The organism is Streptomyces sp. NPDC055632 (genome assembly GCF_053618675.1).
Genome location: NZ_JBSHHY010000056.1, coordinates 1 through 26,579, shown reverse-complemented (window position 1 = coordinate 26,579; position 26,579 = coordinate 1). Strand labels below are relative to the sequence as shown.

At 76.2% G+C, this 26,579-nt stretch carries 8 protein-coding genes and 1 pseudogene; 1 reads left to right on the top strand and 8 read right to left on the bottom strand.

Features of this window, described 5'->3' with window-relative positions; all coding sequences use genetic code 11:
- Window positions 1–2: 2 nt before the first annotated feature.
- The 8 genes and pseudogenes from ACWGSR_RS35395 to ACWGSR_RS35360 form a co-directional block, all read right to left on the bottom strand.
- Complete coding sequence (locus ACWGSR_RS35395; RefSeq protein WP_453573093.1) at window positions 3–3,206, bottom strand: AMP-binding protein; 3,204 nt, start codon at window positions 3,204–3,206, stop codon at window positions 3–5.
- A gap of 34 nt (window positions 3,207–3,240) precedes the next feature.
- Window positions 3,241–6,387, bottom strand: coding sequence for a type I polyketide synthase (locus tag ACWGSR_RS35390; RefSeq protein ID WP_453573090.1), 3,147 nt, complete (start codon window positions 6,385–6,387; stop codon window positions 3,241–3,243).
- Window positions 6,388–6,392: 5 nt separating this feature from the next.
- Window positions 6,393–13,247, bottom strand: a complete 6,855-nt coding sequence (locus ACWGSR_RS35385) for a type I polyketide synthase (RefSeq protein WP_453573087.1) — start codon at window positions 13,245–13,247, stop codon at window positions 6,393–6,395.
- 9 nt (window positions 13,248–13,256) lie between these two features.
- Window positions 13,257–18,974: pseudogene (locus tag ACWGSR_RS35380) on the bottom strand (SDR family NAD(P)-dependent oxidoreductase); the annotation flags it as partial.
- Window positions 18,975–19,095: 121 nt separating this feature from the next.
- Entirely contained in the window at window positions 19,096–22,218 is a 3,123-nt protein-coding gene (locus ACWGSR_RS35375) for a type I polyketide synthase (protein ID WP_453573084.1), read from the bottom strand.
- Between the two features lie 53 nt (window positions 22,219–22,271).
- Complete coding sequence (locus ACWGSR_RS35370; protein ID WP_453573079.1) at window positions 22,272–23,036, bottom strand: thioesterase II family protein; 765 nt, start codon at window positions 23,034–23,036, stop codon at window positions 22,272–22,274.
- 29 nt (window positions 23,037–23,065) lie between these two features.
- Window positions 23,066–24,316, bottom strand: a complete 1,251-nt coding sequence (locus tag ACWGSR_RS35365) for a cytochrome P450 (protein WP_376233206.1) — start codon at window positions 24,314–24,316, stop codon at window positions 23,066–23,068.
- Entirely contained in the window at window positions 24,313–24,717 is a 405-nt protein-coding gene (locus ACWGSR_RS35360) for a phosphopantetheine-binding protein (protein ID WP_453573071.1), read from the bottom strand. The genes ACWGSR_RS35365 and ACWGSR_RS35360 overlap by 4 nt, the downstream gene beginning before the upstream one ends.
- A gap of 286 nt (window positions 24,718–25,003) precedes the next feature.
- On the opposite strand from ACWGSR_RS35360, the gene ACWGSR_RS35355 reads away from it, so the two are divergent.
- Window positions 25,004–26,536, top strand: coding sequence for an FAD-dependent monooxygenase (locus tag ACWGSR_RS35355; RefSeq protein ID WP_453573068.1), 1,533 nt, complete (start codon window positions 25,004–25,006; stop codon window positions 26,534–26,536).
- Window positions 26,537–26,579 lie beyond the last annotated feature (43 nt).

The following is a 26,579-nucleotide window of genomic DNA, read 5'->3' as shown; positions in this document are numbered from 1 at the left end:
TCCTAGAGGACCGCGCCCTCCTTGGTGCGCCGCCGCAGGCTCGGGCGGCTGGAGCGGGTGAGGTCGTTCCACATGTCGGAGAGGCCGATGACCGTGCGGGCCGCGAACAGCCTGCGGATCGTCACCTCCTGCTTGAGCTCCTGGCGGATCAGGCCGACGAGCCGGATCGCCCGCAGCGAGTTGCCGCCGAGGTCGAAGAAGTCCTGGTCGATGCCGACCCGGTCCAGTTCGAGGACCTCGGCGAAGGCGGCGGCGAGGGCCCGCTCGGTGTCGTTGCGCGGCGCCTTGTACGTCCCGTCCTCGAAGGCGGGCTCGGGCAGCGCGGCCCGGTCGGTCCGGCCGGCCGGCGTCACCGGCAGGCGGTCGAGGACCGTGAACACCGACGGCACCAGGGACTCCGGGAGCAGGCCCGCGGCGAAGCGGCGCAGCTCGTCGGCGGACACCTCGCGGCCCGCCGCCGGGACGACGTACGCGACCGGGCGCTCCGTCCCGGTGCCGTCCCGCTTCACGGCCACGACGGCCTGCGCGAGCCCGTCGTGGGCGGACAGCAGCTCCTCGGCCTCGGTCAGTTCGACGCGGACGCCGCGTACGTCGGCCCGGGTGCCGGGACGGCCCACGGGGTCGAGGCCGCCGTCGGTGTTCCACCGCACCCGGTCCCCGGTCCGGTACATGACCGCGCCGGCCGGGCCGAAGGGGCAGGGCACGAACCGTTCGGCGGTCGCCGCGGGCCGCCCGGCGTAGCCGCGGGCCACGCCGTCGCCCGCCACGTACAGCTCCCCCGGGACGCCGGCGGGGACGGGCTCAAGGCCCGGCCCGAGGACGTACAGGGCGGTGTTGTCCAGCGGGCGGCCGACCGCGCCCGTCCGGTCGGCGGGCCGGTCGGACGCGAGGCGGTGGCTCGCGGCGAACACGGCGGTCTCCGGGGACCCGTGGCCGTGGACGACCGTCAGTCCGGGGCAGGCCTCGCGGACCCGGCGCAGGGCCGCCGCCGGGACGCGGTCGCCGCCGGTGCGGACCTCGCGCAGGCCCGCGAGGGCCTCGGGGCGTTCCGCCGCGACGGCCGAGAACGGGCCGGCGGGCAGCCACACGGCGGTGATCCCGTGCGCGGCGCTCGCCTCGGCCAGGGCCTCGGCGCCGCGCACCTCCCCGGGGGAGACGACGAGGCGGCCGCCGTGCAGGAGGGTCGTCCACACGTCGAGGGCGAGGGCCTCGGAGGTGACGGGCGCGTGCCAGAGCACGGTGCCGGGGCCGGACTCCCGCCACCGGCGGTCCAGGGCGAAGCGGCGCAGGTTGCGGTGGGTCAGGGCGGTCACGGCGCCCGGGGCGGAGCCGTGGGCGAGGGCGAGCAGGCCGTCCTGGTGGACGGTGGGGAGGGCGGGCCCGTCCGATGCGCCGTCGGTGTGCTCGGCGAGCAGGTCGGACAGGACGGCCGCGGTGAGTCCCGGGGGCGTCGGGCCGGCTCCGGTGCCGTCGGTGAGCAGGAGGCGGGCCGAGGCGTCGGCGGTCGTGGCGGCGACGAGATCGGCCGGCAGGGCGGGGTCGAGCGGCAGGTACGCGCCGCCGGCCTTCGCCACGGCGAGCAGGGCGGTGACCAGGTCCGCCGAGCGGGGCAGGGCCACCGCGACGACGGTCTCGGGGCCGGTGCCGCGCCGGCGCAGGGCGCGGGCCAGGCGGTCGGCGCGCGCGTCGAGTTCGCGGTACGAGAGGGCGGTGTCCCCGTCGACGACGGCGACGGCCTCGGGGGTGCGCCCGGCCTGCCGGGCGAACAGCTCCGGGACCGTGAGGTCCGGGACCTCCGCGGCGGTGGCGTTCGGGGCGGTCAGGAGCTGCTCGCGCGCGGCGCCGGTCACCGTCCGGAGGGTGCCGACCGGCCGATCGGTGTCGGCGACCGCGGCCCGCACGTACGCGATCAGGGACTCGCCGATGAAGCGCAGTTCCGCGCGGTGGTACAGGTTCGCGGGGGCGTCGAGGCGGATGAAGAGGTCGCTGTCGGGGCCGCCGTCGGTGTAGACGCCGATGGACAGCTCCTCGAAGGTGCCGGTGGTCGCGCCGGAGTAGCGGGCCGGGCTGTCGCCGAAGTGGAGCCGCTCCGCGAACTCCACGACGTTGACGACGGTGCCGAAGCTGCCCCGGCCGCTCAGGGCGGTGCCGGCGGCGCGCTGGATGTCGGAGTAGTGGCAGCCGGCGTGGTCGAAGATCTCGTACGTCTCGTCGGCGATGGCCTCGGCGACCTCGGCGAAGGTCGCGCCGAGCGGGACCTTCACGCGGACCGGGACCACGTTGACGGCGAGGCCGGGGGTCCGGGCGGCGACGCCGACGCGGTTGCCGACGGCCAGGGAGAGGAGGAACTCCGGGCGGTCGCAGGCGTGGCGGAGGTACACCGCGGCGGCGGCGGTGACCATCTGCGACAGCCACACGCCCATGTCCCGGGCGGTCTCGGTCCAGGCGTCGGCCTCGGCGCGCGGGACGGTCAGGGTCCGGCTCACCATGCCGATGGTGCCGGCCACCTCGGACCAGCGGTCGGCGTCGCCCAGCGGTTCGGCGAGCGCGGCGCGCAGGGGTTCGGGGAGGTCGAGGCGCGGGACCTGGGCGGGCGGCGGGGCGTCGGCGAGGTAGTCGCGCCAGAAGGCGGAGTCCTCGGTGAACCTCTCGGAGGCGAGGTAGTCGACGGCCTCGGCGGCGAAGGACCCGGCGTCCCACGGGTGTGCCGGCTCCGGGACCGGCTCGCCGCGGACCAGGGCCGTGTAGACCTCGGCGAGGCGCCGCGAGAGCAGGCCGCCGGCGCCGAAGCCGTCCGAGATCAGGTGGTGGTACGCGATCACCAGGAGGGAGCGGTCGGGCGCGAGGGTGACGACGCCGAGCCGGAACAGGAGGTCCCGGCCCAGGTCGAAGGGGCGGCGGACCAGGTCGGCGAGCGCGTCGCGGGCCGCCTGCCCGGGGTCGGCCTCGGCGCTCAGGTCGAGGTGGAAGGGCCGCCAGTCCCCCAGTTCGCGGGGGGTGAGGCGCAGTTCGCCGCCGTCGTCGGAGAAGGTGACGCGCAGCACCTCCGCCTCCTCCATGACGTGCAGGAACGCGGCCTCCACGGCCGGCGCGTCCAGCGCGCCGGCCACGTCCCACATGGTCAGCGCATGGTTCGGCGTGTCGGCCGCCATGCGCTGCGCCCGCCACATGCCCTTGTGCGCGGAAGACGCACCGAACGAACGCATACGGATCAACCTCTCAGTGAAGAATGCTTGGTGATCAACGCTTGGTGATCGAGGACACGATGTGCCCGGCGATCCGTCGCGGGGACGGGTGCCGCAGCACGAGGTTCGCCTTCAGGCCGAGGCCGGTGGAGGCCTTGAGGCGCTTGCTCAGCTCCACCGACAGCAGGGAGTCGAAGCCGATCTCCTTGAACTCCTGGTCGGGGTCGACGGCGTCGGCGGACGCGTGGCCGAGGACCACGGCGACCTTCTCCAGGACGTGGGCGAGGGCCAGTTCCCCCGCCTCCTCGGCGGGCAGCAGGGAGATCCGCTCCGCCAGCGGGACGTCCGGCTCCCCGGCCGGGAGCTCCCCGGGTGCCGGTGCGACCGGGGCGGCCGGCGCCACCGGGGCGGAGTCCAGCCAGTACCGCTGCCGCCGGAAGGCGTACGTGGGCAGGTCGACCCGGCGGCGGACGGGGAACAGGGCCGGCCAGTCGACGGTCCCGCCGCGGGTGTGGAGCTGGGCGAGGGAGCCGAGCACGGTCTCCGCCTCGCCCCGGTCGCGGCGGCCCGAGGACAGGACGAGGGCGTCCTCGTGGTCCCCGAGGACCTCCTCGACGGTCTCCTGGACGGGGACGGCCAGGACGGGGTGGGGGCTCATCTCGACGAAGACCCGGAAGCCGTCCTCGGCCAGCCGGCGCACGGAGGTCTCGAAGAGGACCTTCTCGCGCAGGTTCTCGTACCAGTAGGTCCCGTCGAGCCGCGCGGTGTCGATCACCTCGCCGTACAGGGTCGAGTAGAAGGGCAGGTCCGAGCTCTTCGGGCGGACGTCGGCGAGGGCGTCGAGGACGCGCTCGCGGACCCGGGCCACGTGGGGGGAGTGCGAGGCGTAGTCCACGGAGATGCGGCGGGCCTGGGAGCCGTCGGCCCGCATCTTCTCGACGAACTCGTCCAGGGCGTCCGGCTCGCCGGAGACCACGACGGAGCGGGGGCCGTTGACCACGGCGACACTCACCCGGTCGCCCCACGGGGCGAGGCGTTCCGCCACGGTGTCCGCGGACTCCGCGACCGAGGCCATCCCGCCGTACCCGATGAGGTCGACCAGGGCCTTGCTGCGCAGCGCCACGACCTTGGCGGCGTCCCGCAGGGACAGCGCGCCGCCCACGTACGCGGCGGCGATCTCGCCCTGGCTGTGGCCGATCACCGCGGAGGGCTCCACGCCCCAGGAGCGCCACAGGGCGGCCGTGGAGACCATCACCGAGAACAGGGCGGGCTGGACCACGTCCACCCGGTCCAGGCCCGGTGCCCCCTCGGCGCCGCGCACGACGTCGACCAGGTCCCAGTCGACCCACTCGGACAGGGCGGCCGCGCAGGCGTCGAGGCTGCGGGCGAAGACGGGGAAGGCCTCGTACAGCTCCCGGCCCATGCCGACCCACTGCGATCCCTGGCCGGGGAAGACGAAGGCGGTGGCGCCGGGCCTCCCGGCGGCGCCGCGCACCACGGCGGGGGACTCGGCGCCGCGGGCGAGCGCGTCCAGGCCGTCGAGCAGCGCGTCGCGGTCGCCGCCGAGGACCACCGCGCGGTGCTCGAAGTGCGTACGGCCCGAGGCCAGCGACCAGCCGACGGCGGCGGGGTCGGGGGCGGAGGCGGAGGCGGCACCCGCACCCGCGCCGGCGGCCACGGCGTCGCGCAGCCGGGCGGCCTGTCCCTCCAGGGCCGCCGGGGTCTTGGCGGAGAGGAGCCACGGCACGGGCGCGCCGGTGCCGGTCTCCGGGGCGGTGACCTCGGCGGGCTCCTGCGGCGGGGCCTCCTCCAGGATCACGTGCGCGTTGGTGCCGCTGACGCCGAAGGAGGAGACGCCCGCCCGCCGGGGTCCCCGCTCCCGGGTCCACTCGCGTCCCCGCGACAGGATCTCGACGGCGCCGGAGGACCAGTCGACGTGCCGCGAGGGCGCGTCGGCGTGCAGGGTCCCCGGCAGGTACCGGTGGCGCAGGGCCATGACGGTCTTGATGATCCCGGCGACGCCCGCGGCGGCCTGGGCGTGGCCCATGTTCGACTTCAGCGAGCCCAGCCACAGCGGGCCGTCCGCCTCGCGGCCCTGTCCGTACGTGGCGAGCAGGGCGCCGGCCTCGATGGGGTCGCCGAGCCGGGTGCCGGTGCCGTGGGCCTCGACCAGGTCCACGTCGGAGGCGGCGACCCCCGCGTCGGCCAGGGCCTTGCGGATCACCTTCTCCTGGGCGAGGCCGTTGGGGGCGGTCAGGCCGTTGCTGGCGCCGTCCTGGTTGACGGCGGAGCCCCGGACGAGGGCGAGGACCGGGTGGCCGTTGCGGCGGGCGTCGGAGAGCCGCTCCAGGAGCAGGACGCCGACGCCCTCGGCCCAGCCGGTGCCGTCGGCGCCGTCGGCGAAGGCCTTGCACCGGCCGTCGGGCGACAGGGCGCCCTGCCGGGCGAACTCCACGAAGGCGGCGGGCGTCGACATGACCAGCGCCCCGCCGGCCAGGGCGAGGGAGCACTCCCCCGCGCGCAGCGCCCGCACGGCCATGTGCAGGGAGACCAGGGAGGAGGAGCAGGCCGTGTCCACGGACACCGCCGGGCCGGTCAGGCCGAGTTCGTACGCCACCCGGCCGGAGGCGACGCTGAGGGAGCTGCCGTACAGGAGGTAGCCCTCCAGGTCGCCGCGGCCCGACTCCAGGAACCGCCAGCCGTACTCGGTCGAGCTGATCCCGGCGAAGACGCCGACCTCGGAGCCCCGGACGTCGGCCGGGACGATCCCGGCCCGTTCGAAGGCCTCCCAGGAGGTCTCCAGGAGCAGCCGCTGCTGCGGGTCGGTGGCCAGGGCCTCGCGCGGGCTGATGCCGAAGAACTCGGCGTCGAAGCCGCCCGGGTCCGTCAGGAACCCGCCGTGGCGCACGTACGCGGCGCCGGTGGCGTCGGGGTCCGGGTCGTACACGTCGCGCCATCCGCGGTCGGCGGGGAACTCCCCGACGACGTCGCGGCCCTCGCGGACGACGTCCCACAGCTCCTCGGGCGAGGACACGCCTCCCGGGTAGCGGCAGGCCATGGAGACCACGGCGATCGGCTCGTCGCGGCCGGCCCTGAGGGCGTCGTTCTCCCTGCGGAGGCGGTCGCGCTCCTCCAGGAGCGCGCGCAGCGCCCGCTGGACCCGGTCCGCGCCCTCCGCCGGATGGTCCGCGGAGTTGGTCATGCCGTTCACCTCTTCTCCTCCAGGGCCAGGTCGAGCAGTGCGTCGAGGCCCAGGTCCGACAGTTCCTCCACGGGGCCGGCGGGGTCCGCCGCTCCCCCGCCCGGCGCGTCCGCCGTGTCCGCCCCGGCGCCGGTCCGGGCCTCGGCGGCGCAGGCCAGGATCCGGTCGAGCAGACCGGCGTCGCGCAGGGCGTCGAGCGGGACGGTCCGCAGGACGTCCCTGATCCCGGCGTCCCTGATCCCGGCGTCCGTGATCCCGGCGTCCGTGTCCGGGGCCGTGCCCGCGGGAGCCGCCCCGGGTTCCGCCGGGCGCAGCAGCCCGGTGAGGTGGCCGCCCAGCTCGCGCGGGGTCGGGTAGCTGAAGACGAGCGTGGAGGCCAGGCGCAGGCCGGTGGCGGCGGACAGGCGGTTGCACAGCTCGACGGCGGTCAGCGAGTCGAAGCCGAGCTGGGTGAAGGCCTGGTCGGCGTCGACGGCGGCGGCGGACGGGTGTCCGAGCACCACCGCGGCCTGTTCGCGCAGCCACTCCAGGACGGCTTCCGCCGCCTCGTGCGGCGGCAGGGCGGCGAGCCCGGCGACCGGTCCGGCGGAGTTCGTGCCTCCGGCCGTACGGTCGCGGCGGGGGCGGCCCCGGCCGACGAGCTCGCGCAGCGGCGGCGGCACCTCCTCGGCGGGCCGGCCGCGCAGGGCGGCGAGGTCGAGGCGGGCGGGGATCAGGACCGGCCTGCCGGACGCGTGCGCCGCGTCGAACAGGGCCAGGGCCTCGGCGGTCGGCATGGGGCCGACGCCCGCCCGGCGCAGCCGGGACAGGTCGGCCCGGTCCAGGTCGCCGGTCATGCCGCCGGTCTCCTCCCACCAGCCCCAGCACAGCGAGGAGCCGGGCAGGCCCTCGGCCGCGCGCCGGTCCGCCAGGGCGTCCAGGACGGCGTTGGCGGCGGCGTAGTTCGCCTGCCCGGCGGTGCCGAGCGTGCCGGCGAGGGCGGAGAACTGGACGAAGGCCGACAGCGGGCGGTCCCGGGTCAGTTCGTGCAGGTGGAGCGCGCCACCGGCCTTGGCGGCCAGGACGCGGTCCAGGCTCTCCGGCGTGAGCGACTCGACGGTGCCGTCGGCGAGCACGCCCGCCGCGTGCACGACCGCCGTCAGCGGGCTGTCCGGGGGCGTCCGGGTGAGCAGTTCCGCCACGGCGGCCCGGTCGGCGACGTCGCAGGCCTCGACCCGGACGGTCGCGCCGGCCCGTTCGAGCTCGGCGACCAGCTCGGGGGCGCCGTCGGCCGCCGGGCCCCGGCGGCCGGCCAGGAGCAGGCTGCGCACGCCGTGTCCGGCGACGAGGTGGCGGGCGACGGCGGAGCCCACGCCGCCGGTGCCGCCGGTGATCAGGACGGTGCCGCCGCCGAAGCCGCCGCCGACGTCGAGGACGAGCTTGCCGGTGTGGCGGCCCCGGCTCATGTCGCGGAAGACGGCGCGCGCGTCGCGGACGTCCCGTACGGACAGCGGGTTCAGCCGCACGTGCCCGTCGGCGAAGAGCCGCATGACCTCCTGGAACATGGCGCGGATCGCGTCGGGGCCCGCCTCGTAGAGGTCGAAGGCCCGGTAGGCGACCCCGGGGTGGTCGGCGGCGACCCGCCGGGGGTCGCGGACGTCGGTCTTGCCCATCTCGATGAAGCGGCCGCCGCCGGGCAGCAGTTCCAGCGAGGCGTCGACGAACTCGTGGGCGAGGGAGTTGAGCACGACGTCCACGCCCCGGCCGCCGGTGGCGTCCAGGAACTTCCGCACGAAGTCCAGGTCGCGGGAGGAGGACAGATGGGCGTCGTCCAGGCCGAGGGCGCGCAGGGCGGGCCACTTGGCCGGTCCGGCGGTGCCGTAGACCTCGGCCCCGGCGTACGCGGCGAGCTGCACGGCGGCCATGCCGACGCCGCCCGCCGCGGCGTGGACGAGGACCTTCTCCCCCTTCTCCAGCTTCGTCACGTGGAAGAGGGCGTGGTACGCGGTGAGGAAGGTGCTCGGCACGGACGCCGCCTCGGCGAAGGTCCAGCCGTCGGGGACGTGGGTGAGCAGCCGGTGGTCGGCGATCGCCGTGCGGCCGAAGGCACCGGTGAAGATGCCGGTCACCCGGTCGCCGGGCGCGAGGCCCGTGACGTCGTCGGCGACTTCGAGGACCGTTCCGGCGCCCTCGCTGCCGAGGCCGGCGTCGATGGCGGTCCGGTCGATGAGCCCGAGGGCGAGGGTGACGTCGCGGAAGTTGAGCCCGGCGGCTTGGACGGCGACGCGGACCTGTCCGCTCTCCAGCGGGGCCTCCACCTCGGGGCAGGGGATCCAGGTCAGGTTCTCCAGGGTGCCCTTGTCCGGGATGCCGAGCCGGTGGGGGCCGGGGGGCGGCGGGTCGAGCCGCCGTTCCACGGGCTCGGCCGGGACCATCCGGGGGGCCAGGAGCGTGCCGCCGCGCAGGGCGAGCTGGTCCTCGCCGAGGGCGAGCGCGTCGGCGAGGCGGGCCGGGGACGCCTCGTCGTCGTCGGTGTCGACCAGGCGGAACCTTCCGGGGTGCTCGTTCTGCGCGGACCGGAGCAGGCCCCAGACGGAGGCGCCGGGCAGGCTGCGCGCGCCCTCGCCGGGGGCGGTGGCCTGGGCGCGGCGGGTGAGCACGACCAGGGTGGCGCCGGCGAACCGCTCGGCGGTGAGGAAGCGTTGGACGGCGGCCAGGACGTGCTTGCCCGCCGCGGCGACCTCGGCGAGGGGGTCGGCCGGGGTGGTCCGGGCGGTCCGGGTGGCTCGGTCGGTCTGCTCGGTCTGTTCGGTCTGCTCGGGGTGCTCGGGGTGCTCGGGGTGCTCGAGTTGTCCGGCCTGTCCGGCCTGTTCGAGTTGTCCGGCCTGCTCGGCGAGGAAGTCGTCGAGGCACAGGACGAGGTGTCCCGGCGTCGCCGCTCCGGCTGCCCCGGCTGCCCCGGCGGTCTCGAAGGCCTCGGCGGCCTCCTCCAGGGAGGCGTGGCGTACGACGGCGGGGTCACCGGCCCCCGCGAACCGTCCGGCCAGGCCGTCCGCGGTGCCGAGCACGGCGTACGGGGCGCGGGCGGCGGTCCGCCCGGCCTCGTGGACCGGTCGCCAGGCGAGTTCGTACAGCGGGAGGTCCCGGCCGCCGCGGACCTGCTCGGCGGTGGCCGGGCGGAAGGTCAGCCGGTCGATCCGGGCGACGGCGGCGCCCCGCTCGTCGGCGACGGTCACGGAGACGGCGCCCTCGCCGACCGGGGTGATCCGGACCCGGGCGGTCGGGCCGCAGGGCCGGACCAGGTGGACCCCGGACCACGAGAAGGGCATCCAGCCCCGCTCGCCGGTCACTTCGATGATCCCGCCGACCACCACCGCGTGGAGCACGGTGTCGAGCAGCGCGGGGTGCAGGCCGAAGCCCGGCCCGGCCGAGGCGGCGGCGGAGTCCTCGGGCAGCGTGGCGAGGGCGAGGAGCTCGTCCCCGTCGCGCCACACCTCGCGCAGTCCGCGGAACCCGGGGCCGTAGTCGAAGCCCCCGTCCGCCAGGGAGTCGTAGAGGCCGTCGAGCGGGAGCCGTCCGGCGCCGGCGGGCGGCCGGGCGGTGACCGGCCGGTCCGCCGCCTCCGGGACCTCGGCGGTCAGGGTGCCCAGGACGTGCCGGGTCCAGCCGCCCCCGTCCGGGCCGTCCGGTCCGTCCGGGGCGGGGCGCGCGTAGACGTCCAGGGAGCGGCGTCCGCTCTCGTCGGCGGCGCCGGCGACGATCCGCACCTGCACCTCGCCCCGCTCGGGCAGGATCAGGGGCGCTTCGAGGGAGAGCTCCTCGACGGCGGCGGCGCCGACGTGGGCGGCGACCGACAGGGCCAGGTCGAGGTGGGCGGTGGCGGGCACGACGGCCGCGCCGAACACGGTGTGGTCGGCGAGCCACTCGTGGGTGCGCAGGGACCACAGGTCGGTGAAGACCGTCTCGCCGGTGCCGGGGTGCTCGACGGCGGCGCCCAGCAGCGGGTGCCCGGCGGCGGAGAGGCCCGCGGAGGCCACGTCCGGGGAGCCCGTGCCGGCGAGCAGGTCGAGCCAGTAGCGCTGCCGCTGGAAGGCGTACGTGGGCAGGTCGACGCGGCGGCGGGGGCCGAACAGGGCCGGCCAGTCCACGGCGGCGCCGTGCGCGTGGAGTTCGGCCAGGGCGGCGGTCAGCGCCTCCGCCGGGCTCCGGTCGCGCCGGGAGGCGGACAGGACCAGCGGGCCGGTGACGTCCTGCGCGGCGAAGGACTCCTTGGCGATGCCCGTGAGGGTGGCGCCGGGCCCGACTTCGAGGAAGGTGCCGGCGCCGGCGGCGCGGGCGCTCTCGACGGCCGCGTGGAAGCGGACGGGCTCGCGGACGTGGTCCACCCAGTGGCCGGCCGACGCCAGCTCCCGGTGCGTGGCCTCGCGGCCCAGCAGGGTCGAGACGACCGGGATCTCCGCCTCGCCCGTGCGCAGTCCGCGGATCGCCTCCGCGAATTCGGCGAGGACCGGCTCCATGAGCGGGGAGTGGAAGGCGTGGTCGACCGGGAGGAGCTTCGCGGGCCTGCGGTCGGCGACGAGCCGGTCGCGGATCGCGTGGACCTGCTCGCGCAGGCCCGACAGGACGACCGACGCGGGGCCGTTGACCGCGGCGATGCCGACCCGGTCGTACGGGGCGGTCAGTTCGGCCGCCTCGGCCTCGGTGAGGCGCACGGCGAGCATGGCGCCGGGTTCGCGCACCGTCTGCATGACGCGGCCCCGGGCGGCCACCAGGCGGGTCGCGCCGTCGAGGTCGAGGACCCCGGAGACGTGGGCGGCGGCGATCTCGCCGACGGAGTGGCCGACGAGGAGGTCCGGTCGCGGGCCGTACCGCGCGACGAGCCGGTACAGGGCGACCTGGAGGGCGAACAGCGCGGGCTGCGCGATGTCGGTGCGCTCGGGGTCGGCGGGGCCGCCGGCCAGGAGCAGCGGCTTGAGCGCGAAGGGCAGGTGGGCGTCGAAGTGGGCGCAGACCTCGTCGAGGGCCTGCGCGAAGACGAGGAACGCCTCGTACAGGGGGCCCGCGACGCCCGCCCACGGGGAGCCCTGGCCGGGGAAGAGGAAGGCGGTGCGGCCGGGTTCGCCCGCCGTGCCGCGGACGGCCGCGGGCGACTCCGCGCCCTCGGCCAGCGCGTCCAGGGCGGCGAGGAGGGTCTCCCGGTCGTGTCCGAGGACCACCGCGCGGTGGTCGAGCCGCGCCCGGCCCGTGGCCAGCGACCAGCCGATGTCGGCGGGGTCCGGGGCGCCGTCGGCGGCGGCGAACGCGCGGAGCCTCCCGGCCTGGGCGCGCAGCGCCTCGGCCGTGCGGGCCGACACGGTCCAGGGGATCGGTATGCCGGAGGTGCCGGCCGTACCCGCCGTACGTGACGTGCCTGCCGTACCCGTCGCGCCCGGCGTGCCCGGCGTGTCCGTCGTATCGGCCCCGGTGCCGTCGTGGTCCTCGGGTTCCGGAGCCGGGGCCTCCTCCAGGATCAGGTGCGCGTTGGTGCCGCTGGCGCCGAAGGAGGAGATTCCGGCGCGGCGGGGGTGGTCGGGGGCGGCGGGCCAGGGGCGGGGTTCGGTGAGGAGTTCGACCGCTCCGGCCGACCAGTCCACGTGGGTGGAGGGCCGGTCCACGTGCAGGGTCCTGGGGAGCGTCCCGTGCCGCATCGCCATGATCATCTTGATGATCCCGCCGACTCCGGCGGCGGCCTGGGTGTGGCCGATGTTCGACTTCAGCGAGCCCAGCCACAGCGGGCTGTCGGCGTCGCGGTCCTGCCCGTACGTGGCGAGCAGGGCCTGCGCCTCGATGGGGTCGCCCAGGGTGGTGCCGGTGCCGTGCGCCTCGACGACGTCCACGTCGTCCGCCCGTACCTTCGCGTCGGCGAGGGCCGCGCGGATCACGCGCTGCTGCGCGGGGCCGTTGGGGGCGGTCAGGCCGTTGGAGGCGCCGTCCTGGTTGATCGCGGAGCCCCGGATCACGGCCCAGACGTCGTGGCCGTTGCGCCGGGCGTCCGAGAGGCGTTCCAGTACGAGCATGCCGACGCCCTCGGCGAAGCCGGTGCCGTCGGCGGCGTCGGCGAAGGCCTTGCAGCGGCCGTCGGCCGACAGGCCCCGGAGCCGGGACATCTCGCGCAGCACCTGGTGCGTGGCCATGACGGTGACGCCGCCGGCGAGGGCGAGCGCGGTCTCGCCCCGGCGCAGCGACTGCACGGCCTGGTGGACGGCGACGAGCGAGGAGGAGCAGGCGGTGTCGGTGGAGATCGCCGGGCCCTCCAGGCCGAGCGCGTACGCCACCCGGCCGGAGGCCACGCTCAGCAGGGAGCCGGTCTGCGCGTACCCCGAGACGGCCTCGGAGGTGAAGTGGTGGTTGCCGTAGCCGAAGTACGCGATGCCCGCGAAGACGCCGGTGGCGCTGCCGCGCAGGGTGTGCGGGTCGATCCCGGCCCGCTCCAGGGCCTCCCAGGAGGTCTCCAGGAGCAGCCGCTGCTGCGGGTCGGCGGAGAGCGCCTCGCGCGGGTTGATCCCGAAGAACTCGGCGTCGAAGTCGCCCGCGTCGTACAGGAAGCCGCCCGAGCGGGTGTAGCAGGTGTTCGGCCGGTCCGGGTCCGGGTCGTAGAGGGCCTCCAGGTCCCAGTCGCGGTCCGCCGGGAAGTCCGACACGGCGTCGGTGCCCGTCCGCACGAGGTCCCACAGGGCCTCCGGGGACGCCGCCCCGCCGGGGAACCGGCAGGCGACGCCCACCACGGCGATCGGTTCGCCGGCGGCGTCCGTCAGCTCCTTCAGGCGCTTGCGCGTCTCCAGGAGCTCGATGGAGGTCCGCTTGAGGTACGCGAGGACCTCGGCGTTGTCGTCTTTCGTCATCGCTCTCCCCTAGCCGAGCTCTTTGTCCAGGAGGGAGAGGAGCTCTCCCGCCGAGGCCGAACTGATCTGGTCGACGATTCCGGCCGGGGCCCCGGCGGTCGCCATCGAGCGGATCCGGCCCTGCAGTTCGCCGAGCAGGGCGGACACGGTGTCCTTGTCGTCGTCCGCGAGTTCGCGGAAGGCGTCCTCCAGGAGCGCGCCCAGGCCCTCGATCTCCTTGACGAGGTGGGCGGCCGGGGACGGCGGCGCGGTGTCGGCGGCCGGCGCGAGGCGCTCCCCGAGGAACCGCACGAGGGCGTTCGGGTTCGGGTGGTCGAACACGAGCGTGGCGGGCAGTTTCAGGCCGGTCGCCGCCGAGAGCTTGTTGCGCAGCTCCAGCGCGGTGAGCGAGTCGATCCCGAGCTTCTTGAAGGCCGTCTCCGGGCCGATCGCCGTGGTGTCGGGGTGGCCGAGGACGAGCGCGGTCCGGGTGCGGACGGCGTCGAGCAGCAGCGCCTCGGCGGCGGCCGGCGGCAGCGCGGCCACCCGCTCCGCGAGGCCGCCGTCCGGGGCCGGCGCGCCGTCGGGGGCACCGGGGGCGGACGGGCCGGCCAGGTCGCGCAGCAGCGGCGATCCCATGGCGCCGTCGTCCCGGAGCGCGCCCGGCACGGACGGGTCGAGGCGGGTGGGCACCAGGACGGGGTCCGGTGCCGGGACGGCCGCGTCGAAGAGCGCGAGGCCCTCCCGCGAGGACAGGGGCAGGACGCCCTGGCGCCGCAGGCGGACGACGTCGGCGTCGACGAGGTCGGCGCTCATCTCGCTGCGCTCGCCCCAGAAGCCCCAGCAGAGGGCGAGGGCGGGCAGCCCGGCGGCGTGCCGGACCCGCGCGAGGCCGTCGAGGAAGGCGTTGGCCGCCGCGTAGTTGGCCTGTCCGGCCGTGCCGAGCACGCCGGCGACGGACGAGAAGAGCACGAACGCGGACAGGTCCAGGTGCCGGGTCAGCTCGTGCAGGTGCCAGGCGCCGTGCGCCTTGGGCGCGAGCACGGCGTCCACGCGGTCCTCGGTGAGGGCCTCGACGACCCCGTCGTCGAGGACGGCCGCGCAGTGGACCACGGCGGTCAGCGGGTGCTCGGCGGGCACGGCGGCGAGCAGCGCGGCGACCGCGGCGCGGTCGCCGACGTCGCAGGCCGCGATGTCGACGCGGGCCCCCGCCGCCGTCAGCTCCTCGCGCAGGGTCGCGGCGGCGGGGGCCGCCGGGCCGCGCCGGCTGGTGAGGAGCAGGCTGCGGACGCCGTGGTGCGCCACGAGGTGCCGGGCGAGCAGCGCCCCGAGGCCGGTGGTGCCGCCCGTGATGAGGACGGTGCCGGTGCCGAACGCCGGTGCGTCCGATGTCCCCGCGACCGTTTCCGTGGCTGTTCGCGTGGTCGTCCTCGTGGCCGTCTCCGCGGTGAGGTCGGCGCGGGTCAGGCGGGGGACGGCGGCGTGTCCGGCGCGGACGCGGAGCTGGGCCTCGCCGGTGGCGGCGGCCGCCGTGACGAGGGCGAGGGAGGCGTCCCGGCCGTCGGTGTCCACGAGGACGAAGCGGCCGGGGTTCTCGGTCTGGGCGGTGCGGACGAAGCCCCAGACGGCGGTGGCGGCGGGGTCGGTGCGGTCCGACGGTTCGTCGGGGCAGGCGTTCCGCGTCACGATCACCAGCCGGGAGTCGGCGAAGCGGTCGTCGGCGAGCCATTCCCGGGTCCAGCGCAGGACGCGGTGGAGGTTGCGGCCGGTGGCGACGAGGGTGTCCGCGCCCGCGTCTGTGCCCGCGTCTGTGCCCGCGGAATCCACGGCGTCCACGGAATTCACGGAATCCACGGAGTCCAGGACGGCCACGACGACGGCGGGGATCTCCGCGCCGGAGGCGGCGAGTTCGGCGGGTCCCGCGGGACCGCCGGGCGCCCCGACGACGGCGTGGGGCCGGTCGTCCCCGGACGCCGACAACGGCACCGGCACCGGCAGAGGCACCGGCAGGGGCACCCATGTGGTCCGGAACAGCGAGTCCCGGTGGTCGAAGCCCAGCGCGGCCAGTTCGGCGGCGTCCACGGGCCGCAGGCCGAGCGAGGCGATCGAGCCGACGGGCGCTCCCGTCCGGTCGGCGAGGGTCACGGACACCGCGTCCTTCCCGGCGGGCGCGAGGCGCACGCGCAGCGCGGACGGCGCGGACGGGGCGGTCCGGTCCAGGCGCAGGCCCGTCCAGCGGTGCGGCAGCCGGCCCTCGGCCGGGAGCGGTGCGGCCGGGAGGGACGCGGCCGGAGGCAGTACGGCCGGAAGCAGTGCGGTCGGAAGCAGCGCGGTCTGGAGCAGCGCCGGGTGGATCCGGAAGCCGCCCGCGGCCCCTTCGTCGCCGGGCGGTTCCACCTCCGCGAAGAGGGTGCCGTCGCGGTCCCAGAGCCGGGTGAGGCCCCGGAAGAGGGGCCCGTGGGCGAACCCGAGGGCGGCGAGCCGGGCGTACGCGTCGTCGGCGGGGACCGGGGACGCGCCCGCGGGGGGCCAGGACCGGAGGTCCCCGTCCGCCGGGGCCGGGACGTCGGCGGCGGCGGTGCCGACGGCGTTGCGGGTCCACCCCGTCTCGCCCTCGCCGCGCGAGTGCACGGTGATCCTCCGTCCGGCGTCGAGGACGACCCGGATCTCGCGGTCGGCCGTCCGGGAGAGGACCAGCGGGGTCTCCAGGGCGAGTTCCCCGACGCCCCCGCAGCCCGCCCTGTCCGCGGCCCAGGCGGCGAGTTCGGCCAGGACCGCGGCCGGCACCAGGGCGGCGCCGTGGACCGCGTGCTCGGCGAGCCAGGGGTGGCGCTCCGGCGAGAGGCGTCCGCCGGCCACGACCCCCCGGTGCCCGCCGTCCTCGGGCAGCTCGACCACGGTGTCGAGCAGCGGGTGGTCGGAGGTGTTGCGGGCGGTGGACTCGCCGGGGGCGTCGAGCCAGTAGCGCCGGCGCTGGAAGGCGTACGTGGGCAGGTCGGCCCGGGGGCCCTCGTACGCGGGCAGGGCCGCGCGCCAGGAGACCGGGAGGCCGGCGGTGAAGGCCTCGGCGGCGGACAGGAGGAAGCGGCCGGGCCCGCCCTCGTCGCGGCGCAGCGTGCCCAGGGCGGAGCCGGTGGCGCCGGGGACGGAGTCGTACAGCTCCTGGACGCTCATGGTGAGCAGGGGGTGCGGGCCGACCTCGATGACGACGGCGTGGGGCTCGGCCTCGGCGACGCGCCGCATGGCGGTGGCGAACCGGACCGGTTCGCGCAGGTTGCGGAACCAGTAGTCGGCATCGAGTTCGGTGGGGTCGACGGGCGCGCCGGTGACCGTGGAGTAGACCGTCACGGACGAGGGCGCGGGGGTGATCGTGCCCAGGCCCTCCTTGAGGGGGCCCTCGAACCGGTCCATCAGGGCGGAGTGGCCGGGGACGCTCGACTTGATCATCCGGGCGCGGGCGCCCTCGGCCTCGCAGGCAGCGACCAGCGCCTCGACCGCGTCGGTCTCGCCCGAGACGGTCGTGGAGGCGGGGCCGTTGACGGCGGCGACGCCGACCCGGCCGTCCCAGCGCGGCAGCAGCTCCCGTACGCGCTCCTCGGGCAGCAGGATCGCGGCCATGCTCCCCTCGCCGGCGGCGGAGGCCAGCAGCCGGGACCGCAGGGCGACGATCCGGGCGGCGTCCTCCAGGGTGAGGACGCCCGCGACGCAGGCGGCGGCGATCTCGCCCTGGGAGTGGCCGACGACCACGTCCGGGGTGACGCCGAGGACGCGCCAGACCTCGGCCAGCGACACCATGACGGCGAACAGCGCGGGCTGGACGACGTCGATGTCCTCCAGGTCGGCGGCGCCGGGGCCGCCGCAGACGGTCTCGACCAGCGGCCAGGACGTCCAGGGCTCCAGGGCGCGGGCGCAGGCGCGCAGCCGTTCGGCGAAGACCGGTGAGGTCTCGTAGAGTTCGCGGCCCATCGCGGTCCACTGGCCGCCCTGGCCGGGGAGGACGAAGACGGTGCGGCCCACCGGCCGGGCGGTTCCGGAGACGGTGGCGGGGGCGCCCTCGTCGCCGGAGGCCGCGGCGGCCAGGCCGGCGAGGAGGGTCGCGCGGTCGGCGCCGACGACGACCCGGCGGTGGTCGAAGAGCGACCGGGTGTCCACGAGCGCGCGGCCGACGCCCGCGGGCGACAGGTCCGCGTCGGCGGCGACGGCGTCGGCCAGCCGCCGGGCCTGCTCGCGCAGGGCTTCGGCGGAACGGGCCGACAGGATCCAGGGGACGGGGACGCCCGCGACGCCGAAGGCGGTGCTCGTCCCCTCGGTGGTGCCACTGGTGCCACTGGTGTCGGTGGTGCCTCTGGTGTCGGTGGCCGGCTCGGCGGTGTCGGCGGCCGGTTCGGCGGCGGCCGGGGGTTCCTCCAGGATCACGTGCGCGTTGGTGCCGCTGATGCCGAAGGAGGAGACGCCGGCGCGGCGGGGGCGGTCGGGGGCGGCGGGCCAGGGGCGGGGTTCGGTGAGGAGTTCGACCGCTCCGGCCGACCAGTCCACGTGCTCCGACGGGCGGTCCACGTGCAGGGTCCGGGGCAGCACGCCGTACCGCATCGCCATGATCATCTTGATGATCCCGCCGACTCCGGCGGCGGCCTGGGTGTGGCCGATGTTCGACTTCAGCGAGCCCAGCCACAGCGGGCCGTCGGCGTCGCGGCCCTGCCCGTACGTGGCGAGCAGCGCCTCGGCCTCCAGCGGGTCGCCCAGCCGGGTGCCGGTGCCATGGGCCTCCACGGCGTCGACGGCTCCGGCGGCGAGCCCGGCGTCGGCCAGGGCCGCGCGGATCACCCGCTGCTGGGCGAGCCCGTTGGGCGCGGTCAGGCCGTTGGAGGCGCCGTCCTGGTTGATCGCGGAGCCCCGGATCACGGCCCAGACGCGGTGGCCGTTGCGCCGCGCGTCCGAGAGCCGCTCCAGGACCAGGACGCCCGCGCCCTCGGAGAAGCCGGTGCCGTCCGCCGCGTCGGCGAAGGCCTTGCAGCGGCCGTCGGCCGACAGGCCCCGCTGCCGGGCGAGTTCCACGAACATGCCCGGGGTGGGCATGGTCGTCACGCCGCCGGCCAGGGCGAGCGCGCACTCGCCGGAGCGCAGGGACCGCACGGCCTGGTGGACGGCGACCAGGGAGGAGGAGCAGGCGGTGTCGGTGGAGACCGCCGGGCCCTCCAGGCCGAGGACGTACGCCACCCGGCCGGAGGCCACGCTGTTGTACAGGCCCGTCATGGCGAAGCCCTCGACCTCGCCGGCCGCGCCGCCGCCCATCCTCGGGCCGTAGTCGGTGGCGTAGAGCCCGGTGAAGACGCCGGTGGCCGAGCCCTTCAGGCCGGTCGGGTCGATGCCCGCCCGCTCCAGGGCCTCCCAGGAGGTCTCCAGCATCAGCCGTTGCTGCGGGTCCATGGCCAGGGCCTCGCGCGGGCTGATGCCGAAGAACGGCGCGTCGAACTCCGCGAGGCCGGACAGGAACCCGCCCGAGCGGGTGTACGTCCTGCCCTGCGCCTCGGGGTCCGGGTCGTAGAGGGCGTCCAGGTCCCATCCCCGGTCCTCCGGGAACTCCCCCATGGCGTCCACGCCGTCGGAGACGATCCTCCACAGGTCCTCGGGGGACGCCACGCCGCCCGGGAAGCGACACCCCACGCCCACGACCGCGACGGGCTCGCGGGCGGCGTCCTCCAGCTCGCGCACGCGCTCGCGCAGCTCCCGCGCGTCGCCGACGGCGCGTCGCAAGTAGGACCGGAGCTTGTCGACATCCTCCACCAGGGCCTCCCCCAAACGATTGCTTCGAAGAACGGGTGCGGGACGTGCGGCTACACGTGTCCGCGAACGGGTGCGGGACGTGCGGCTACACGTATCCGCGGTCGATCAGTGCGTACAGGTCGTCGTCGCTGTGGTGCTCCGGGCCCGGCGCCTCCGCCACGGCCTCCACCACGGCCTGCTCGGCCCCGTGCTCCTCCGGTGCGAGCAGGGAGAAGACGTGGTCGGCGAGCGCCCGCGGCGTGGGGCGGGTGAAGACGACGGTGGCCGGCAGCCGCACCCCGGCGGCGGCGCCGATCCGGTTGCGCAGTCCCACGGCCATCGAGGAGTCGAAGCCCAGGCTCTTGAAGGAGTCGTCCGCCCTCGTCGCGAGGTCGGCGCCGGTCAGGGCCGTGTTCCCCGCGCTCAGCAGGGCCGCCGTCTCGGCGCAGACGAGGGTGAGGACCGCCTCGGCCGAGACGGGGCCCGGCGCCCCGGGGGCGGGCGCGGTCGCCCGCTCCACGGCGTCCCGGTCCGCGTGACCGGTGCCGCCGGGGGCGGTCGGCCAGTGGCGCTCCCGCTGGAAGGCGTACGTCGGCAGGGCGACGCGGCGCGGCCGGTACGGGGCGAACACCGCGCCCCAGTCCACCGGCACGCCCCGCACGTGGAGTCCGGCCAGGGAGGCCAGGACCTCGCCCGCGCCGCCGTCGTGCCGGCTCAGGGTGTGGACCACCGGGGGCGGGACGGGCAGCGCGTCGGCGGCCTCCTCCATCGCGACCTGGAGCACCGGATGCGGGCTGACCTCGACGAACACGGCCCCGGGCACGCGCATCAGGTCCTCGACGACCTCGCCGAAGCGCACCGTCGAGCGCAGGTTGGCGTACCAGTACGCGCCGTCGAGGGACCGCGTGTCGAGCGGGCCGCCGGTGACCGTGGAGTGGAACCGCACCGCCGTCTCGCGCGGTGCGATCCCCTCGACGGACTCCAGGACGCGCTCGCGGAGGGGTTCGACGTGGTGGGAGTGCGAGGCGTAGGCCGCCTTGACCCGCCGCACCCGGATCCCCTCGGCCTCCGCCGCCGCGCCGAACGCGTCGAGCGCCGTGCCGTCCCCGGCGACCACCACGGACGACGGGCCGTTGACGGCGGCCACGGAGAGCTGCCCCGACCAGGGCGCGAGCAGCTCCTCGACCCGGGCGACGGGCGCGGCCACGGCGCTCAGCCCACCGTCCCGGCCGAGCAGTTCGACCGCGGCCCGGCTGCGCAGGGCGACGATCCGCGCCGCGTCGTCGAGGCCGAGGGCGCCGGCCGCGCAGGCCGCGGCGATCTCGCCCTGCGAGTGGCCCACGACGGCGTCGGGGACCACCCCCAGGGACCGCCAGACCCGGGCCAGCGAGACCATCATCGAGAACAGGGCCGGCTGGACCACGTCCACCCGGTCGAGGGAGGCGGCCGTCTCCGCGCCGGTCAGGACGTCCACCAGGGACCAGTCGACGTACGGGGCCAGGGCCCGTTCGCAGGCGTCGACGGACCGGGCGAAGACCTCCGACTCGGCGTACAGCCGCTTCCCCATGGCGAGCCACTGGGAGCCCTGGCCGGGGAAGACGAAGACCACCGGTCCTGAGGGGCCTTCGGCGGCCTTCCCGCGCACGACCCGGGCCGAGTCGCCGCCCGCGGCGAGGAGTCCGAGGCCGGCCAGCGCCTCCTCGCGGCCGTCGGCCAGGACGACCGCCCGGTGTCCGAGGAGCGTCCTGGTCGAGGCCAGCGAGTGCCCGACGTCGGCCGGTACGAGGGCGGGGTCGGCGGCCACCAGGTCGCACAGCCGCGCCGCCTGCGCGCGCAGGGCGGGCTCGGAGCGGGCCGAGAGCACCCAGGGCAGGGTGCCGGGGGCGTCGGTCGCGCCGTCCGTCGCGGTGCCGATCGCGTCGGCGGCCGTCGTACGGGGCGGCTCGGGGGCCTGTTCGAGGACGACGTGGGCGTTGGTGCCGCCCATGCCGAAGGCCGACACCCCGGCCCGGCGCGGCCGGTCGGGGCCGCCCGGCCAGGGGCGCGGGGCCCGCAGCACCTCGAAGTCCTCGTGGAAATCGGCGACCTCGGGGTTCGGGGAGCGGAAGTCCGGGCTCGGGACCAGGTGTCCCCGGTCCACGCAGAGGGCGGCCTTGACGAGGCCGACCAGGCCGGCGGCCGGTTCCAGGTGTCCGACGTTGGCCTTCGCCGAGCCGATCACCAGGGGCCGGGTGCGGCCGGAGACGCGGGCCGCCTCGCGCAGTCCGGCGAGTTCGGCGGGGTCGCCCCTGCGGGTGCCGGTGCCGTGGGCCTCGACGTAGTCGACGTCGTCGAAGGGGAGGCCCGCGCGGTCGAGGGCGGCGAGGACGGCCGCCGCCTGCCCGCTCGGGCTGGGGTCGGGGATGCGGGCGGAGGCGCCGCCGGTGGCGACGCCCCAGCCGCGTACCACCGCGTAGACGTGGTCGCCGTCGGCGAGGGCCAGGTCGAGCCGCTTGAGCAGGACGAAGGCCCCGCCCTCGCCCCGGACGAAGCCGCAGGCCCGCTCGTCGAAGGGGAAGCAGCGGCCCTCGGGCGACAGGGCGCCCAGGTTCACCAGGCCCGTGCCCGCCTCGGGGTCGACGATCAGGTGCACGCCGCCCGCGAGCGCCGTGTCGACGGCGCCGGCCCGGATCCGGTCGCAGGCCAGCGCCAGCGACACCAGGGAGGAGGACTGGCCGGAGTCGGCGCAGAAGCTCATGCCCCGGACGTCGAGGAGGGCGGAGATCCGGTTGGCGATCAGCGCGCCGGACGAGCCGAGCGCGGTGTAGTGGTCGTCCCGGTCGCTTCCGGAGCGCGCGCGCAGCCGCTCGTACCCGGAGGGTCCGGCGCCGACGACCACGTCGATCGCGCGGCCCGCGAGCGCGGACGCCGGGATCCCGGCGTCCTCGACGGCCTCCCAGGCCAGTTCGAGGCCCAGGCGCTGGACGGGGTCCATGGCGGCGGCCTCCTCCGGGCCGACGCCGAAGAACCCGGCGTCGAAACCGGCGACGGACTCCAGGAACGAGCCCGCGTCCAGGGTGGCGGCGTCGGGGTGGGAGCCGTGGCTCGCGTCGGCCGCCCGGCCCTCGGGGAAGGTCCCGACGGTCGTCCCGCCGTCGTACAGCAGGCGCCAGAAGTCGGCGGGGTTCTGCACGCCGGGGAAGCGGCACGACATCCCGATCACGGCGATGTCGGCGGCTGTGCCACTCATAAGCGTTCCTTCCGGATTCCCACGGGTCGCGGCGTGTGCGGACGGCAAGGCCGTCACCGCCAGGAGGTCAACAGGTCCAGCAGTTCGGACGGGGCGTCCATGAAGTCGTAGTGGCCTCCGCCGACCGTCCGGAACTCGACGGAGCCGGCGTACCGGCGCCAGCCGTCGAGCTCTTCGAGGCCCGCGTCGGGGTCGTCGCTCCAGTGCAGGACGGTGACGGGGCAGTCCACCGGGGCCGGTTCGGTCCGCCGGTAGGCGCCCGCGGCGGCATGGTCGCGCAGGAGCACGAGCATGCCCAGGTCGATCATGTCGGGCCGGGGCTCGATCCCCCGGCTCCGGACGAAGCCCTCCAGCTCGGCCCGGAGCTCGGGCTCGGTCAGGGTGAGCATCCGGTCGCGCGCGGCGTCGTGCGGGGCGGGCTGGCCGGAGACGAAGAGGCGTTCCGGGCCCGGCAGGCCGAGCGCGGCGAGCCGCAGCACGGTCTCGTAGGCGGGCAGGGCGCCCGCGCAGTGCGCGAAGAAGGCGTACGGCCGGTCGAGCCGGGGGGCGAGGGCCTCGGCCAGGGCGTCGGCCAGCTCCTCGTACGTGCCGTAGTGGGGGTGGCCGAGCCGGTTCTCGCGGCCGGGGAACTGCACCGGGCAGACCTCGGCCCCGCCGATCGCGGCGGGCCAGGCGCTGAAGGCGGAGGCCCCGGACCCGGAGAAGGGGAAGCAGAAGAGCCGGCCCGGATGCTCGCCGGACGACGGCCGGACGAACCACGGCGAGGGCGCGGGTTTGGGCTTGGTCGTCACGGGAGCGGGTGTGGGTGTGGTGGTCACGGGTGCGGGTGTGGGTGTGGGTGTGGTGGTCATGGGGTCCGCCGTTTCCTGGCGACGACGGGCAGGTGGGTCATGCCCGCGATGAAGTACGACCGCAGGTGCTGCGGTTCGCCGGCGAGCTCGATCGACTCGAAGCGCCGGAACAGCTCCTCGAAGAAGATCCGCAGCGTCATGCGGGCCAGCGGCGCGCCGATGCAGAAGTGCGTGCCGAAGCCGAAGGCGGCCTGGCGCTTGGCGCCGGCCCGGGTGACGTCGAAGGAGTGCGGGTCGGGGAAGAGGGTCTCGTCCCGGTTGGCCGAGCCGATCCACGCCACGACGGCGGCGCGGGCCGGGATCGTGCCCCCGGCGATCTCGACGTCGTCGACGGCGTACCGCATGAAGTTGCAGGCGGCCGAGGTCCAGCGCAGGCCCTCCTCGACCAGGTTGGGCACGAGGGTGGGGTCGGCGGCGGCCTTGGCGTACTGCTCGGGCCGTTCGATCAGGGCCTCGACCGTGCCCGAGACGGTGTGCGGGGTGGTGACGTTGGCGCCGAGGAGGATGCTGTAGCCGTCGAGGGCGATCTCCTCGTCGCTCAGCGGCTCGCCGCCCGGCCGGACGCTCATGAGGTGGTGCAGGAGGCTGTCGTCCTCCTCGCCGCTCGCCCGCCGGTTCCTGACCCACTCGCGGACGTACGTGACGAGCTCGTGGTGGGAGATGGCGAGGGTCGCGGCCTCGTGGCCGACCATGAAGTGCGGGTCGGAGGGGGCCGTGACCATGGCGGTGAGCTGGACGAGCTCGGCCCAGTCCTTCTCCGGGATGCCGAGGAGCGGTCCGGTGACCATCGCCGGCAGGAGCAGCGCCCGCTCGGCCAGGTCGAAGACCTCGCCGTCGAGGGCGGGCTCCAGGAAGCGCGCCACGGTGGCGCGGATGGAGTCCTCCCAGGACTTCACGGCGCGCGCGGTGAGCTTGGAGCCGAGCGGCCGGCGGACCTCGGTGTGGCGCGGCGGGTCGGTGGAGGTCATCAGGACGCCGGCCGCGGCGTCGTCCGTCCCGAGGTGGGTGGGGACCGTGCCGCGCTCCGAGGTGAACGCGCGGTGGTCGGCGAGGACCCGGTGGACGTCCTCGTAGCGCGTCACCGACCAGAACTCCCGGCCGTCCGGCAGGACCTGGTGGTGCAGGGGCGCCTCCGTCCGCATGACGTCCCAGATCCGGTGCGGGTCCCCGGAGGAGTACAGGTCCAGGTCGAACAGGTCGACGGCGTCGAGGTCGACGGCGCGGGCGGGACCCGGCGTCAGTCTCACGCCTCGGCCCTCCCTCGCTCGATCAGCTCGGCGACGCGGGCGGGGGTCTGCGCGAGGTAGAAGTCGCGCACGGACAACTGGACGCCGTGGTCCTGCGCCACCCGCTCGATGATCTTGATCCCGGACAGGGAGTTGCCGCCGAGGGCGAAGAAGTCGTCCTCCACGCCGACCTCGGGGACGCCGAGGACCTCCGCCCACAGGGCGGCGACCTCCCGCGCCCGCGAGCCGGACGCGTCGGGGGCCGTGCCCGGTGCCGCGTCCGGGGCGGTGCTCGGTGCCGTGCCCTGCGCCGCACCCGGCGCCGTGCCCGATGCCGTGCCCGGGGCCGCGGCCCCGGACGGTCGTTCCGACGTCTCGTCCCGTCCACCGGTCGGGTGGACCACCTGCGTCGCCGATTCCATTGCCAGCCTTCCGTTCTTCCGCCGACCGGGAGTGCCCGCTCGCGTCGTCCGCGGCCCCGCACCGGAGCCGTCGCCACCCACACGGGCCCGGGGCCCTGTGCCGTCCCACCGGCGGGAAACGCCGTCCGGACGGCCGGGGCGGTCCCGCGCGGATCCGCGTCCGCCCGCACCGCGCCGGTGTTCCCGGCGGCGGGTCCGTCCCGGTCCGGCACCAGCGTTGCTCGACCGGCCTGATCCACGTTCAGTGAACGTGGAGGCTATTCAGCGGCGTTAGAGGCGCACTGGAATGAGGGGGATCGACGTGGGACACAGCGGCACGGACGCCGACGTGGTGATCGCGGGCGCCGGACCGACCGGTCTGACGCTCGCCTGCGAGCTGCGCCTCGCGGGCGTGGACGTGGTGGTGGTCGAGCGGCTCGCGGAGCCCTCGGGCGAGTCGCGGGCCGGCGGCCTGCACTCGCGCACCCTGGAGGTGCTCGACCAGCGGGGGGTCCTGGACCGCTTCCTGGCGGTCGGCGAACTCCAGCCGGTGGGGCACTTCTCCGGCCTGTACCTGGAGTTCGACGAGTTCGAGTCCCGGCACCCGTACCCCCTGATGATCCTGCAGTCCGCCGTCGAGCGGATCCTGGAGGAGTGGGCCGGGGAACTGGGTGTGCGGATCCGCAGGTCCTGCGCGGTCACCGGCGTCGACCAGGACGCGTCCGGGGTGACGGTGGCGCTGGACGCCTCGGACGGGGGCCCGGCGACGCTGCGCGCCGGCCACCTGGTCGGCTGCGACGGCGGGCGGAGCACGGTGCGCAAGCTGGCGGGCATCGGCTTCCCCGGCACGGAGGCGACGATGACCGCCCTGATCGGCGACGTCGAGCTTCCCGACCTGCCCGAGGACTACGTCTGGATCCGGCGCCGGGCCGGCGGGGACTACTCGGCGATCGCCTTCGAGCCGGGCTGGCACCGGGTGATCACCTCCGAGTACGACCGCGTCGTGGACCGCGACGAGCCGGTGACCTTCGAGCAGCTGCGCGATTCGCTGGTACGGCTCGCGGGGTCCGACTTCGGCATGCGCAACCCGCGCTGGATCTCCCGCTTCAACGACGCCGCGCGCCAGGCCGACCGGTACCGCAGCGGCCGGGTGCTGCTGGCGGGCGACGCGGCGCACATCCACTTCCCGGCCGGCGGGCAGGGCCTGAACATGGGCGTGCAGGACGCCGTCAACCTCGGCTGGAAGCTCGCCGCGGTGGTGCGCGGCACGGCCCCGGAGGGCCTGCTCGACACGTACCACGACGAGCGGCACCCGGTCGGCGAGCGGGTGCTGCACAACACCCGGGCGCAGTCGGCCCTGGCCCGCCCCGGCGCGCAGACGGACGCGCTGCGGGAGGTCTTCGGCTCGCTGATGGTCTTCGACGACGTGAACCGGCTGCTGCGCACCATGCTCAACGCCCTGGACGTCCGCTACCCGGCCGACTGCGGCCACCCGCTGGCCGGCCGCCGCGTCCCGGACGCCGACATCGAGGAGGCCGGCGGCGCGACCCGGGTGTACGAGCTGCTGCACGCGGGCCGCCCGGTCCTGCTCGACCTGGGCGCCGGGGCCCCGGTGGCGGCGGTGGCCGGTGACTGGTCCGACCGCGTCGACCTGGTCGAGGCGCACGGCGAGGACGACGCCTGGCCCGTACCGGTCATCGACGAGGTCCCGACCCCCACGGCGGTCCTGATCCGCCCCGACGGCCACGTGGCCTGGGCCTCCGGCCCCGGGGAGCCGGTGGACACGGTTGCGTTGCGGGGGGCGCTCACGAGGTGGTTCGGGGCGGCGCGAAAGGACTGAGAAACCGCAGAGGGGCCGGCACCGGAGCGATCCGGTGCCGGCC